The following is a 12,443-nucleotide window of genomic DNA, read 5'->3' as shown; positions in this document are numbered from 1 at the left end:
CTGCGGCGGCCGCGGGCGCTGCGGGGCGCTGGCGCTCGAGGTCGGCCAGCCGGCGCTCCAGGTCGGCGATCCGCCGGTCACGGTCGGCGAGCGCCTTGACGAGATCGTCCCGCGTCAGCGGCTGGGCGCAGATCGGCCCGGCCGCGGCGGCCATGGCGAGCGCGACGAGGGCCGGGACGGCGGCCCTCATCGCACGGCTTCCGCGGCGCGGAGGTTGGCGTCGGCGCTGCGCACCGCGCTCGCCGCGGGCGTGAGGAACAGCTCGGGCGGGGCACCCATGCGGTTGGGCGGATGCGGCTGGCCCTCGGGCAGGATCACCAGGCCGATGCGGCTGGGCCAGGCCGCCTGGAAGGCGCCGACGGTCATCGTCCGGTTGCCGAACGCCGGGTCGGCGAGCAGCAGCCGGTCGCCCTGGCGGCCGCGCACGACGACGAAGTGGCCGAAGCCGAACACGCGGATGGGCGTAATCACCGGCGCCATGGCGACCAGCTCGTCCAGCGTCAGGCCGCCATAGCCCTCGGCCTCGAAGCCCCGGGCGGCGGCGAAGCGCTTGACGTCGAGCAGCGAAAAGCCCAGCCGGGCGCGCACGAGCCGAGCGTCGCCGGAGCGCAGCATCCCGAGCGCGGCGTCGCGCTCGCTCGCCGGCGCCCCCAGCTGGTAGGTGAGCAGGGTGGCGACGACCGCCGCCCCGCACGACAGGTCCCAATGCTGGCGCGCCAGGCGATCGTCGCGCAGCTCGATGAGGCTGCGGACGGGCATGGCGTCCGGACGGGCGGGAGCGGACTCGGCGCCGCGCGGAAACGCTGCGCAGGCGACGAACGCCAGCAAGGCGGCGCGGGCTAAGGGCTGCGCCCGCGCGACCAGGACATGTCGATCCATGAGCCCGGCCTCAATGGTGCATCATGGCCATGTTGGCGACCTGGTCGCGGCCCCACATCCGCATGCCCGCCGGCTGGATCGTGCCGACCAGGCCGTGGGTCTCGTCGTTCGGCCCGGCGGAGAAGATGATGGTTCCGTTGGGCCCTGTATGCAGCGCCCACAGGCCGTCGATGCTGGGATTGCCCGCGAGATCCTTCACCTGGCCCAGCCACTCGCCGGTCACCGGATTGTAGGCGTTGATCTTGCCGTTGCCGAAATTGCCGACCAGCAGGGCGCCGGCGAACTTGCCGAAGCTCTGCGGCGCGATCGCCAGGCCCCACGGCGCGTTCAGCTTGCCGTTCGAGATCAGCCGGCGCTCGAAATGGCCGGCGGTGTCGAACACGTCGACGAAGCCCAGGCCCTTGCCGGCGGTCTCGTCCTTGTCGCCCGGCTGCTTCAGGGCGAAGGTGACGTAGAGCTCGCCGTTCAGGTTCTGCACGTTGAACGGCACATAGTTCGGCGGCAGGTTCGGATCGGTGAAGCTGTTGACCTGGTTGAAGCCGGAGTCGAACGCGCTCACCGCGCCGTGGCCGAAGTCGCTGGCGAAGAGCAGGGCCTGCGCGCCGTTGGAGCCGAGCGTCAGCCCCTTGAAGATCGCGCCGTCGATGGTCTTGGCGACGATGGCGTTCTGGGCGTCGACGGTCGGGTTCCAGCCCTCGAGCTGCCCGCCCTCGGTGGCGAAGGCGAAGATGGTGTTCCCCATCTTGCCACCCTCGCTGACGTTGAAGGCGTTGCCGACGCCCACGAAGGTGGTGCCGGTCGGCGCGCCCGGCACGTTCACGTTCAGCGGCGCCTTGGCGAAGGTGCTGGGATCATAGATCGTCGAGGTGTTGGAGCCGTTGTTGGCGACCCACAGCAGGGTGCCGGGCCCCTGGCTCAGACCCCAGGCGTTGACCAGCAGCGGGTCGGTCACATTGGCCGCCCCGGCCTGGTCGGAGACCTGGTTGGTGATGTTGAATTTCACCCCGGCGGAGACGGCCCCGAGCTGGGCGTCGCTGAGCGCAATGGGCGCGGCGAGCGTTGGCGGGCCAATCAGGCTGGCGGCGACGACGACAGCCTTGGCGCTTCTGGACAGGCGCGACATGGGGGAGCTCTCCCGTGCTGGGCCGGCCTAGCGCCGGCCTGAGCGGTAAATCTCCGAGGCCGCACGTCACGTTCGACGCGAACACGAAATTGTGCGTCGGCTCAGAAGTCGCGCCGCAGCGCCAGGACCACGCCTGAGCGACTGCCGTAGGCCGCGTCGGGCCCGGCGCCGGACCAGGCGAGTTCGACTTCGAAGCTGCGGAGCGCGGTCGCCAGACCGACGCGCCAGTCGTACTGCAGCGTCCGGTAGCCAGGCGGCGGCTGACCGCCGCCGACCCGGGCGAGCACGCCGCCGTGGGCGCTGAGGCGCCAGTTGCGCGCCGGCTGCACGGCGCTCTCGACCTCGCCGTAGAGCGTGCGGATCTGGCTGCCGAAATAGCTCGGCGAATAGGAGAGCCGCGTGGTGAGGCGGCGTGTGGTCAGGCCGGCGTAGACCTCGCTGTACTGGGGCGCGCCCCGGCCGCCGTAGTATTCGCTGTAGGTGGCGTGGGTGAAGCCGAAGTCGACGGTCGGGCCCGCGTCGAGCCGCCGGGCGTAGCCGAGGTACTCGCGCAGCGTCAGCCCCTGCAGGCCGTCGTGCGAGGTCGCCGCCACGGCGCCCGAGACCCCGGCGTAGACGCCGCTCGCCGCGTCGTAGGAGAGATCGAGGCCGGCCACCGGCTGGTTCTGGCTGACCGCTCGGCCGCGAAACCGCGCGCTGGTGGCGACCTCGGCGGCGGCCCTGACCTGGGCGGCGGCGCTGTTCGCCGCACCCACGGCGAGCACGGCCGTCAGGATGGCGAGGGCGGGTCCCCCAAATCCGCTCCTCCGCGCGAAAGCGGGCGCCCGGGTTTTTTTGTGCTGAGGCGTCAAGGCGATCGCGAGGCCCGGAACGAAAAGCGCCTGGATCCCCGCTTTCGCGGGGACGAGCGGGTAGAGGGGCGCGGACCTTTCCCTAGACCATTCGCAGCCGAAGTGGATGCCGGTTCGGTGTCGCGAATGGTCTAACTTCAAAGGCTTACGAGCAATCGTCGGTTCATTCGAACCGCCGAATGCTCTAGCGCGCCATCCCGGCGACGCCGAGAGCCTTGCTGGCGAGGGCCTGGCGGGGGCAGGCGCGGGCCTGGCCGAGCAGGCTTGCGCAGGCGTCGATGGACCCGCCGCCGGGTCGCGTCGAGACCAGGGTGAGCGCGCCGGCGCTGGCTCGCGCGCGCTCACGCAGCAGAGCCATCAGCCCGCTCACGTGGGCCGCCGCATAGGAGCTGCCGTCGACGAGAGACCACCGTCCACCTGGCTGCGTGGTGGGCACATCCTGCCCCGGCGCACTGTAGACTCCCGGTTGCACGCTCGCCAAGGACTCGTCCGCAACGCGGACGACCCCCTTGTGCGAGGCGGGAAAGCCGCCCTGGGGCAGGTGCGGGTCGAAGGCTGCGACCACCGTCGCGCCGCGCGCCAGCGCCACGTCCAGCAGCTTGCCGAGCAGCATGTCGGGCGGACCGGCGAGGCTGAGGTTGATCACCTGGACGCGGCGCTCGATGGCGAAGTGCAGCGCCTTGGCGAGGCTGACGCTGTCGCAGACCGTGCCCTGGCCGGCGCCCGCTTCCCAGCAGGCGCGCAGCGCTAGCAGCCTGGCGCCTGGGGCGACGCCGGCCACGCCGAGGCCGTTGTTCTCCTTCGCGGCGATCACGCCGGCCACGCCGGTTCCGTGCCGTTCGCCGCTGCTGGAGGGCTGGGGGGTGAAGTCGGCCTTCGCCGCGATCTGGCCCTGGAGGTCGGGGTGGTCCGTCTCCACCTGGCTGTCGATCACCGCCACCGGCACGCGCCGGCCGGTCGCGGTCTTGTGCAGGTCGGCCAAACGCCATTCCCGCGCCGCCGGCTGGGCGGCGAACAGCGGATCGCCCCGCGCCGGGGAGGCTGCGGCCGGCTGGCCCTCGGCATGGTAGAGGTGCATGGGCTCGGTCCAGGCCACCGCCGGATCGCGGGCCAGGGCGGCGGCGGCCTGCGCCGCTTCCTTCGGACCGCCGGGCGCGGCCATGACGAAGCAGTCCAGGCCCAGGAGCGGCATCGGCCAGTCGTCGACCAGGGTCAGCTTGTGCGCCCGCGCGATCCGCTCGGCCAGCTGGCGCTGGGTCTTGCGCGAGAGGTCGTCGGCATAGCCGCCGATGTAGTCGGCGCCCGGCCGGTAATGCGCCGGCGGCAGGCGCACTAGCACCAGCACCTCCTGCCGCGCGTCCCGCCCCGCGCTTGGTCCGCCTTGCGGTGCGGCGACAGTGACGGCGGGGGGAGCGGCGGCTGCAGCGGGGCCGGCGCAGGCGGCCCAGACCGAGGCTGCCAGCCAGGCGAACCGGCGCAGCGGGGGCCGTCTCATGGCCGCGTCGCCGGGTCGATCGGCTCGGCCATGACGACCTCGCCGCTGGCGCGAAGCTTCGCCAGGGCGGCGGCGCGCTCGCTGGGGGCGACCGCCAGCACATAGGCGCCGGCCGCGGTCGGGCCGTCGACCAGCCGGGCGCTGCTGTCGCGCAGCGCGCGCGAAAGGTCTTGGGCCTGGGCCTCGGGGCGGAAAACGACGATCACGTCGCCGGCGGGCGCAGGGGGCGCGGCGCCCAGGGCGTGGTAGCCGGGGGCAGGGGCGCCGGGGGCGTGGTCGCTCGCCGCCGGCTGGGTCAGCGGCAGCAGCATGCCGATCGCGCCGACCACCAGCACGACCTGGGCGGCGATCGCCCAGCCCGTCCGGGCGCTGGACGAGAAGGCGCCGCGGAGGACGCCCGAGAGGCCCTGACGGTCCCGCTGCGCGGCGATCCGCTCGCGCATCCGGACCCAGCCCAGGTCCGCGTCGAACGGCATCCCCGCCACCGCATGGCCGAGCCGATGCTCCAGCCGGAACTCGGCGCGGCATTCGGCGCACTCGCGCAGATGCGCCTCGACCAGCTCAAGCTCCTCGCCGTCGAGCTCGCCGCTGACGTACCAGGGCAGCAGCGTCTGGGTCTGCTCGTGCCAGTCCAGGGGGCGGTGGGGCGGAAGGGGATCGGTGCGGCGCATGGCGGCCGTCCTAGACCCAGTCCGAGAGCGCGCCGGCCAGCACGCGCTTGAGGTGGCGGCGGGCGTAGAACATGCGCGTTTTCACCGTGTCGACCGGGCAGTCCATGACCTCGGCGATCTCGCGGTAGCCCATCTCGTGGAAGTAGGTCAGGTCGACCACCGCGCGGTGGTCGGGCGACAGCTCGCCCATTGCGCCCAGCAGGGCCTCGTGCGCCTGGCGCCGGCCGAGCTGGATCTCCGGGCCCGGCTCGCCGCTGGCCCGGCTCTCCGCCTGCAGGTCCTCCAGCGGATCGTCATAGCGGCGCAGCGCCTTCAACGCCTTGCGGTAGCCGATCGCGAAGATCCAGGTCGAGAGCCGGCTCGCCCCGTTGTAGCTGTCCGGCTTGTTCCACACGACGAGCATGGTGTCGTTCAAGACCTCCTCCACCAGATGCGGCCTGCGCAACAGGTTGGTCAGGAAGCGGCTCAGCCGCGGATGGTAGCGGCGATACAGGCTCTCGAACGCCCGCAGGTCGCGCGCGCGGATGCGCGCAATCAGCTGCGCCTCGTCGTCGAGCCTCGCACGGTCCGAGGCCCGTTCGCGTCCGCTCGCCGCATCTGGGCTGTTCAAGGTCAACCCTTTCGCATCCTGCGGCCTTCATCCCGCCAGCGGCGCGAAAGGTTCAAGCCGGGCGGAACTTTCGGTCTGCGGCCAGCAGCTTAGCGCATCGGCCGGCCGCCCGCGCGGCCCATGGCGCGTCGCCTTTCAGGCTTCGTCGGCGTCCTCCGGATCGACGGCGCCGGCGACCAGCTCGCGCCAGGCGGGATCGGTGTCGTCCACCAGGTCGACGTCCTCCAGCAGGGCGACGGCCCCGCCGCCGTCCGGCAGGATCAGGCCCAGCACCTCCATCGCCTCGCCGTCTTCGGTGGTGTGCGCCTCGGCCTGGACGGCGACGGCCGCCTGCTCGCCGTCGTCGTCCCACCAGATCACCGGCTGCGGCAGGGCCATGTCCAGCGGCCGTGCGTCCAGGGTGTCGCCGAGCGCGAACACCGCGCGTCCGGCCTGCACGTCCGCGAGAGTGGCCACGGCGCCGGTGAAGGGCTCGAGCCTGGTCCAATCGTCGACGTCGAAGCCGCCGCCTTCCTCGTCGTCCCGCATGTCAGAGTCCTGGTCCATCGGCGGCTCCTGCATTTGCGGCGCCTGTTTAGGGCGATGCGGACCGGACGCAACCTCAACGCTGTGCGCTGCGCGTCGGCGGCTTCACGAACTCCAGGTCGAAACTCAGGCTGACCGTGTCGCCGACGAAGGGCCGGCCCTGGGTCAGGCCGAACGCCGAGCGCTTCAACTGGCCACGGCCCAGGAAGCGGACGCGCTCTTCGGTCGGCGAGGCGCCCCGCCGGGCGTCCGCCAGCGACACGTTCAAGGTCGTCGGCCGCGTGACACCATGGAAGGTCAGGTCGCCGGTCGCATCGCCACTGGCGCCGTCCCAGGTCAGGGTGGTCGAGGTGAAGGCGATGATGGGGAATTTCTGCGGCTCGAACAGGGTCTTGGCGTAGCGCGCGACAGGAGTGTGCGACGTCTGGATCGATCGCGGATCGGCGCTCACCGTGACGCTGGCCGCCTCCGGCCGGGCCGGGTCGTAGTGCAGGCGCCCCTCCAGCTTCGTGAGGCGCAAGGTCGTGGTGGAGCCGATGAAGCCGGTCAGGCGAATGACGAGGCTGGCGGTGCTGCTGTCCAGGACGTAGTCGCCCGCCGTCGCCTGCCGGGGCTCTTCGGCCGCCTGGGCCGCGCCGGGGACAGGGGCGAGCAGCGCCAGGACGAGGGCGATCGGCAGGACGTCGGGCAAGGCGAAGCTCCCAGATCCGAAACCGGGTCTTGGAGCATTGGTTCCACCGGCGGCCAGTCCCGTTTAAGCAGCAGCGCGCCTGCGACCGGCGGCTGGGGTTCCGATCACCAGATTCCCGGGGCAAGGCGGAACCGGACCTTGCGCGCGTAGTCCGCATAGCCCGGCAGGCCCGCGAACAGCATGGCCTCCTCGCCCAGCACACGGGCGGCGAGCAGCGGTATGAAGACGACCAGCGCCGCCAGACCCCAGAGCGAGCCCAGCATCAGCGGCGCGCCCAGCATCAAGAGGATGCTGGAGGCGTACATCGGGTGCCGCACGATGGCGTAGGGGCCGGTGGTGATCACCCTCTGGCCGCGGTCGCGCTGCAGTTGGATGGTGGTCGCCGCGAAGCTGTTGGCGCGCAGCACCCGGAACCAGCCCCAGAACGCCGCGACGACCAGGGCCGCTCCCAGCGCCTGGACCCAGGGCGGCGGCGTCCGCGACCAGCCGAACCGCTGCGCGTCGAGCGGCATGAAGACGATCCAGCCGACGAAGGCGACCAGGATCGCCGCCATGACGGTCCGGTCGCGCCGGCTCTGGCCGGCGGCCAGGGGCGAGCGCATGCGCGCTGCGAGCAGCGCCGGATCGCGCCGCAGGAGCCAGATGTCCGTGACCAGGCTGCAGATCGTGAAGAGGATGAGGAAGGCCCAGCCCTCCGGCCACGCCAGAGTCCCGGCCGGCAGGAACAGCAGGACGGCGGCGACGGCGAAGCCCGCCACCGACTGCAGGACCAGGGCGGGCAGGACGGTGCGAACGGACATCTCCCAGCTCTCGGCGCTCCCCTGCAGCAGGACGCCGCCCCGGCGGTCGCGCCTCAGCGGTAAATTCGCCGGGAAGTCAAAAGTTCGAGAAGGATCTGACTCTACGCGCGGCTGCGCGGCAGGCCCAGGCGCCGTTCGGCGACCATGCTGCGCAGCACCTCGCTGGCGCCGCCGTAGATGGTCGTGGCGGTGGAGTGGCGATAGCCCATCTCGACCATTCCCAGGCCTTCCTGGCCGCGGATCAGCGACTGCGGCGCCGCCAGGTCCAGCAGGTCGGCGGAGTCCTTGATGAAGGCCTCGGTGGAGAAGACCTTCGCCGCCGGGCCGAAGGCCTGGTCGCGCACGCCCGCCAGCCGCATGCCCAGCACCTTGGCCGAGAGCGCCTCGGCGATGTTGGCGTCGGCGTGGACGCGGGCCAGCCGCGCGAGGATGCGCGGATCCTCGATCGCCGGCCTGCCGTCGCGCTCGGTCTTGCGGGCCCACGCTTCGGCGGCCCTGGCCATGGCGCGCATGTTCTTGTGGTAGGAGCCGCCGCCCTGCTCCTGGCTGAGGGCCGAGGCCATCACCGTCACCCCGCCGTTGACCTCGCCGATGCGGTAGCGGTCGGGGATGCGCACGTCGGTGTAGAAGGTGCCGTTCGTCCGCTCGTCCATGAAGGTGTAGACCGGGTGGATCTCCACGCCCGGCGCGTCCAGCGGCGCCAGGAACATGGTCAGGCCCTTGTGCTTGGGCGCGTTCGGGTCGGTGCGGGTCAAGAGGAAGACGTAGCTCGCCCACTCCGCGCCGGAGGTGAACATCTTCTGGCCGTTGATCACCCAGTCGTCGCCGTCGCGCACGGCGCGGGTCTTGGCGGCGAACACGTCGGAGCCGCCGGACGGCTCGGTGTAGCCCAGCGCCGCGGTCTTCTGCCCGGAGGCGAAGTCGTGCAGCACCTCCTTCTTCAGCTCCTCGGAGCCGAACTTCAGGATCGCATCGCCCACCAGGCCGGTCGTGCTGCGCGGCGGCGCGATGTAGCCGACCTCTTGCCAGACCGCGAGGCTGGCCCGGGTCGAGGCCGCGTCGGCGCCCCGGCCGCCCCATTCCTCCGGCCATTCGGGGAACAGCAGGCGGGCCTTGCCGAGCGCGCGGTGGACCTCCCAGTCGTGGGCCTCGAAGGAGTGGTCGTGCAGCTTGTGCTTCGCAGGGTCCAGGATGCTCGCGAACAGGGCGCGGGTCTCGGCGGCCAGCGCCTCGCCGCCAGGAGGAGCTTCGAAATCGACCTCGACCGGGCCTGGATCCGGCGCGACCGCCGCCTCGCCGAGCAGCAGGCGGCGGCCGGCGCGGACCAGCTCGGTCTGCGGGTCGCCCAGCACCAGCGGCCAGGCCTTGGCCCGGCGGTGGTAGAGCTGCAGGTCGTACTCGTTCGACAGGCCGTAGCCGCCGAAGGTGTGCAGCGCATGGGCGACGGCGCTGGTGGCGGTGCGCGAGGCCCACCAGAACAGCTGCGAGACCATCGAGGCGGCGTCCGCCCTGCCGTCCGCCAGCGCGCGCAGGGTGGCCCACAGCAGCATCTTGCCGCCGTCGGCGTCGATCACGTCGTCGGCCAGCGGGTGGGCGATGCCCTGGTTGGCGCCGATCGGCTGGTCGAAGGCCATGCGCTCGGCGGCGTAGGTCGCCGCCATCTGCAGGACTTCCAGCGAAAGGCCGGTGAGCGCCGCGGCGGTCAGCACCTTCCATTCCTCGACGGCGGCCATCCAGATGCGCGCGGCGTCGGCGTTGCTGGCGATGACGTGGCGCTCGCCCATGCCGGGGACGAAGACGCCGATCGCCGAACCGCCCAGGGTGGCGGGCGCTACCAGCGGAGCGGCGGGGACCTCGATCGCCACCTCGGAGCCGTCGAAGCTCAGGATCCCTTCCGCCGCCGCCCCGCCCGGGACGAGCTGGGCCGCGCCGGCCTCGGCCGGGTGCAGGGCCAGCGTCAGGACGGCGCCGCCGGCGCGGACCTTCTCGATCCAGACGCGGGCCACGTCGCCGCCCAGCTCGCCCAGCGCGCGGACCGCGACGACCGCCTCGGCCAGGGGCGCCGAAGCCAGGCGGCGGCCGGCCTGCTCCATCATCAGGCAGGCGTCGAACAGGCTCATCTCGCCGCCGCCGGCGGAGGCCGACAGGCGCATCAGCGGCGCTTCCAGGCCGACCAACTCGCTCCACAGCGCAGAATCGAAACCCACCGGCTCGGCCGCGCGGACCCGCGCCGAGGTCGACTCGGTGGCGAAGAAGCGCTCGAACATCTCCTGCACCGGCAGGCTGCCTTCCGGCATCCCGAGCTTCATCGTCACTCCTCCCGCGACCATCACCGGCCGCCGTCCGCGCCGCGGACGCCCGTCACCTCCTAGTCAAATGGCGCCCCCGCGCAAGGCAGGCCCGGCCGCTTATCGCCCGAGCGTTGGCGCGGGCCGGCGGACAGATCGCCGAGAGCCGTGCAAGCGGCCGTTCGGCGCTCAGGACCGCTTGTGCCTGCGCGTCTTGTGCGCCGCCGACGAGGCCTTGTGGGCGCTCGTCTTCTTCTTCGTCGCGTGGTGCGCGGCGCTCGTGGTGTGCTTGTGCGAGGCCTTGGCCGCATGCGCGTGCTTGGCGGTGCGCGCGGCCTTGTGCGCGCTGGCGCTGCGCGAATGCCGGCTGCTCGTCTTGTGGGCGGTGGTCTTGTGGCTGGCGGCGGCGGCGTGATGCGAGGTCGTCCGGCGCGGCTGGCCGGCGAAGCTCGGAGTCCGCGAGCGCTCGGCGTAGACGCGCGCGGCGCGGTCGGTGTTGGCGGAGTCGAGATAGGGCGTCAGGCTGGAGGCCAGCTTGGGATCGGCCCGCATGGCGTCGCCCATCCTGTTGTAGTCCTCGACGCTCATCCCGGCGCCCTGGATCGCCTTGGTCATCTGGTCCGGGTCCTGGGAGCCCAGGTTCTGCAGCTCGACGGTCGCATGGGCGAAGCTGCTCATCTGGTCGGGGGTGTACGACTTGTGCGCCGGCGCCGCGGCGGCCGAGGCCGGCGGCGAGGCGGGCGCTTCCTGGGCCTGGGCTGCGGCCGACAGCATGAGCGTAGCGATCGCCGCGAGCGGCAGAAGAGGCCTGCGAGGCATTGGAGACTCCCCCGTTGGTGATTCTTGAGCTGAAGCGTGACCGTGGAGCCTAAGGTCGCCGCGCGCGCGAGGCTACGGCTCAGGCGCGGCCCTGCGTCAGACGGTCGCTCAGCCGCCAGCCGTGTCTGCTAAAACAGCGTCCACCTTCGGAATGAATGGCGAGTGGATCCGATGAGCGAACCCAACGCGGCGCAGGCCGCCTACTGGAACGAGGCCGCTGGCCGCAGTTGGGCCGAATTCCAGAAAGGCCTCGACTTGCAGGTCGCCCCCTTGGGCCGCCGCGCGATGGCCGCGCTGGCGCCCGCACCGGGCGAGCGCATCCTCGACGTCGGCTGCGGCGCCGGCGAGACGAGCCTTGAGCTGGCCCGGGCCGTGGGGGCGGGCGGGGCGGTGCTGGGCGTCGACCTCTCCGAGCCGTTGCTGGACGTCGCGCGCCGCCGGATCGCAGGCGTGGCCGGGCTGAAGGTGGCGCAGGGGGACGCCCAGGTCTTCCCCTTCGAGCCCGGGACGTTCGACGCCGCCTTCTCACGCTTCGGGGTGATGTTCTTCGAAAATCCGGCGGCCGCCTTCACCAACATCCGGCGCGCGCTGAAGCCTGGCGGCCGGCTCGCCTTCGTCTGCTGGCGCACGCCCGGCGTGAACCCGATCATGCGCCTGCCGATGGAGGCGGCGGGGACGCTCGTGCCGCCGCCGGCGCCGCAGGAGCCGGGCGCGCCCGGCCCGTTCGCCTTCGCCGATCCCGACCGCGTGCGCGGCATCCTGGCTGACGCGGGCTTCGAGGCCGTCGAGATCACGCCGCACGACGAAAAGGTCGGAAGCGGCGACCTGGAGACCGCGCTGGCCCTGGCGCTCAGGATCGGCCCGTTGGGGGCGATCCTGCGTGAAAATCCCGAGCTGCGCGAGCCGGTGCGGCCGCGCGTGCGGGCGACCCTGGCGGCGCATGACGGGCCGGAGGGGCCGAAGCTCGACGCCGCGGTCTGGATCGTGACGGCGCGGTCGCCGGCCTGAGCCTCCGCCTTCAGGCCCGGGCGGAGCTCAGTAGCCGACCGGCGCGAACGACCGCGGCTCCGAGATCTGGGCGAGCATATGCGAGAATTCGTCGATCTGGCGATCCACCAGCATCGCCATCCGCGGCCCGCTCTGGCCATGCTGGCGCCGGCTCACCCACTTGCGGCCGTCGGGCGCGGCCGGCAGGCTGGAGTCCAGCGCGCGGACCTCGTAGACGCGGCATGTCGCATAACAGCTCCAGCGAAAATCCCGCCGTCCGTCGCTGAACGCGCCGGCATAGGCTTGGTACGCGGCCATCTCGTTCTCGCAAGCTGAGTGTCTGAAACCGACGTTAGGCGAGCGCCAGGTGCTCGTCTGTCCGGCCGTGGACAGATGAGGCGTTGCGCCCGGCCCGGGTCGTCTATGATCGCCCGATGCAGGCCCAGGACGTCACCATACCGATCGGCGACGCAGATCCGGTTTCCGGCCTCTGGCAGGCGCCCGACGCGGCGCGCGCCTGCCTGGTGCTGGCCCACGGCGCCGGCGCGGGCATGACGCACCGGTCGATGAGCGCCATCGCCGACGGCCTGGCGGGCCTGGGGGTGGCGAGCCTGCGCTATCAATTCCCCTACATGCAGCGCGACTCCAGGCGGCCGGACCCGCCGGCGGTGGCGCAGGCGGCGGTGCGCGCGGCGGCGGCTGCG

At 72.3% G+C, this 12,443-nt stretch carries 15 protein-coding genes; 2 read left to right on the top strand and 13 right to left on the bottom strand.

Annotation, left to right across the window (positions count from 1 at the left end; genetic code table 11):
- The 12 genes from VJS38_RS00270 to VJS38_RS00215 form a co-directional block, all read right to left on the bottom strand.
- On the bottom strand, window positions 1-190 hold a 190-nt coding region (locus tag VJS38_RS00270; protein WP_324086155.1), incomplete at its 3' end, for a hypothetical protein.
- The gene (locus tag VJS38_RS00265) at window positions 187-879 is read right to left on the bottom strand and encodes a C39 family peptidase (RefSeq protein ID WP_324086154.1); all 693 of its coding nucleotides are present in this window, start codon (window positions 877-879) and stop codon (window positions 187-189) included. The genes VJS38_RS00270 and VJS38_RS00265, both read right to left, overlap by 4 nt.
- Window positions 880-889: 10 nt before the next feature.
- Window positions 890-2,002: a TIGR03118 family protein gene (locus VJS38_RS00260; protein WP_324086153.1), complete on the bottom strand. Its 1,113-nt coding sequence runs from the start codon at window positions 2,000-2,002 to the stop codon at window positions 890-892.
- Between the two features lie 101 nt (window positions 2,003-2,103).
- Window positions 2,104-2,853, bottom strand: a complete 750-nt coding sequence (locus VJS38_RS00255) for a TorF family putative porin (RefSeq protein WP_324086152.1) — start codon at window positions 2,851-2,853, stop codon at window positions 2,104-2,106.
- A gap of 184 nt (window positions 2,854-3,037) precedes the next feature.
- Entirely contained in the window at window positions 3,038-4,348 is a 1,311-nt protein-coding gene (locus VJS38_RS00250; protein ID WP_324086151.1) for a S8 family peptidase, read from the bottom strand.
- Window positions 4,345-5,019 (bottom strand): zf-HC2 domain-containing protein, encoded by a 675-nt coding sequence (locus tag VJS38_RS00245; RefSeq protein ID WP_324086150.1) that lies wholly within the window; start codon window positions 5,017-5,019, stop codon window positions 4,345-4,347. The genes VJS38_RS00250 and VJS38_RS00245 overlap by 4 nt, the downstream gene beginning before the upstream one ends.
- A 10-nt stretch (window positions 5,020-5,029) precedes the next feature.
- Window positions 5,030-5,629 (bottom strand): RNA polymerase sigma factor, encoded by a 600-nt coding sequence (locus VJS38_RS00240; protein WP_324086149.1) that lies wholly within the window; start codon window positions 5,627-5,629, stop codon window positions 5,030-5,032.
- A 135-nt stretch (window positions 5,630-5,764) separates the two neighbouring features.
- Window positions 5,765-6,175: a hypothetical protein gene (locus VJS38_RS00235; RefSeq protein ID WP_324086148.1), complete on the bottom strand. Its 411-nt coding sequence runs from the start codon at window positions 6,173-6,175 to the stop codon at window positions 5,765-5,767.
- A gap of 55 nt (window positions 6,176-6,230) precedes the next feature.
- Window positions 6,231-6,845, bottom strand: a complete 615-nt coding sequence (locus VJS38_RS00230; protein WP_324086147.1) for a YceI family protein — start codon at window positions 6,843-6,845, stop codon at window positions 6,231-6,233.
- A gap of 104 nt (window positions 6,846-6,949) precedes the next feature.
- Window positions 6,950-7,645: an isoprenylcysteine carboxylmethyltransferase family protein gene (locus VJS38_RS00225; protein WP_324086146.1), complete on the bottom strand. Its 696-nt coding sequence runs from the start codon at window positions 7,643-7,645 to the stop codon at window positions 6,950-6,952.
- Between the two features lie 101 nt (window positions 7,646-7,746).
- Complete coding sequence (locus VJS38_RS00220) at window positions 7,747-9,954, bottom strand: acyl-CoA dehydrogenase (protein WP_324086145.1); 2,208 nt, start codon at window positions 9,952-9,954, stop codon at window positions 7,747-7,749.
- Window positions 9,955-10,122: 168 nt separating this feature from the next.
- The gene (locus VJS38_RS00215) at window positions 10,123-10,752 is read right to left on the bottom strand and encodes a DUF4168 domain-containing protein (RefSeq protein ID WP_324086144.1); all 630 of its coding nucleotides are present in this window, start codon (window positions 10,750-10,752) and stop codon (window positions 10,123-10,125) included.
- 171 nt (window positions 10,753-10,923) lie between these two features.
- On the opposite strand from VJS38_RS00215, the gene VJS38_RS00210 reads away from it, so the two are divergent.
- Window positions 10,924-11,760 carry a class I SAM-dependent methyltransferase gene (locus VJS38_RS00210; protein WP_324086143.1) on the top strand — a complete coding sequence of 279 codons (837 nt, stop codon included), beginning with the start codon at window positions 10,924-10,926 and terminating at the stop codon, window positions 11,758-11,760.
- Between the two features lie 27 nt (window positions 11,761-11,787).
- Here the strand turns inward: VJS38_RS00210 and VJS38_RS00205 are convergent, their stop codons facing one another.
- Entirely contained in the window at window positions 11,788-12,057 is a 270-nt protein-coding gene (locus VJS38_RS00205) for a hypothetical protein (RefSeq protein WP_324086142.1), read from the bottom strand.
- Window positions 12,058-12,140: 83 nt separating this feature from the next.
- On the opposite strand from VJS38_RS00205, the gene VJS38_RS00200 reads away from it, so the two are divergent.
- Window positions 12,141-12,443 (top strand): alpha/beta family hydrolase (locus VJS38_RS00200; RefSeq protein WP_324086141.1); only part of this gene is annotated, 303 nt, incomplete at its 3' end.

The sequence above is a fragment of the Phenylobacterium sp. genome, from assembly GCF_035276905.1.
GTDB lineage: Bacteria > Pseudomonadota > Alphaproteobacteria > Caulobacterales > Caulobacteraceae > Phenylobacterium.
This window is presented reverse-complemented; position numbering and strand designations above follow the sequence as displayed.

What these genes read in the sequence shown, in the direction of transcription:
- VJS38_RS00265 (WP_324086154.1), bottom strand. Translation starts at nt 879, where the DNA reads ATGGATCGACATGTCCTGGTCGCGCGGGCGCAGCCCTTAGCCCGCGCC.
- VJS38_RS00260 (WP_324086153.1), bottom strand. Translation starts at nt 2,002, where the DNA reads ATGTCGCGCCTGTCCAGAAGCGCCAAGGCTGTCGTCGTCGCCGCCAGC.
- VJS38_RS00250 (WP_324086151.1), bottom strand. Translation starts at nt 4,348, where the DNA reads ATGAGACGGCCCCCGCTGCGCCGGTTCGCCTGGCTGGCAGCCTCGGTC.
- VJS38_RS00245 (WP_324086150.1), bottom strand. Translation starts at nt 5,019, where the DNA reads ATGCGCCGCACCGATCCCCTTCCGCCCCACCGCCCCCTGGACTGGCAC.
- VJS38_RS00235 (WP_324086148.1), bottom strand. Translation starts at nt 6,175, where the DNA reads ATGGACCAGGACTCTGACATGCGGGACGACGAGGAAGGCGGCGGCTTC.
- VJS38_RS00225 (WP_324086146.1), bottom strand. Translation starts at nt 7,645, where the DNA reads ATGTCCGTTCGCACCGTCCTGCCCGCCCTGGTCCTGCAGTCGGTGGCG.
- VJS38_RS00220 (WP_324086145.1), bottom strand. Translation starts at nt 9,954, where the DNA reads ATGAAGCTCGGGATGCCGGAAGGCAGCCTGCCGGTGCAGGAGATGTTC.
- VJS38_RS00215 (WP_324086144.1), bottom strand. Translation starts at nt 10,752, where the DNA reads ATGCCTCGCAGGCCTCTTCTGCCGCTCGCGGCGATCGCTACGCTCATG.
- VJS38_RS00210 (WP_324086143.1), top strand. Translation starts at nt 10,924, where the DNA reads ATGAGCGAACCCAACGCGGCGCAGGCCGCCTACTGGAACGAGGCCGCT.
- VJS38_RS00205 (WP_324086142.1), bottom strand. Translation starts at nt 12,057, where the DNA reads ATGGCCGCGTACCAAGCCTATGCCGGCGCGTTCAGCGACGGACGGCGG.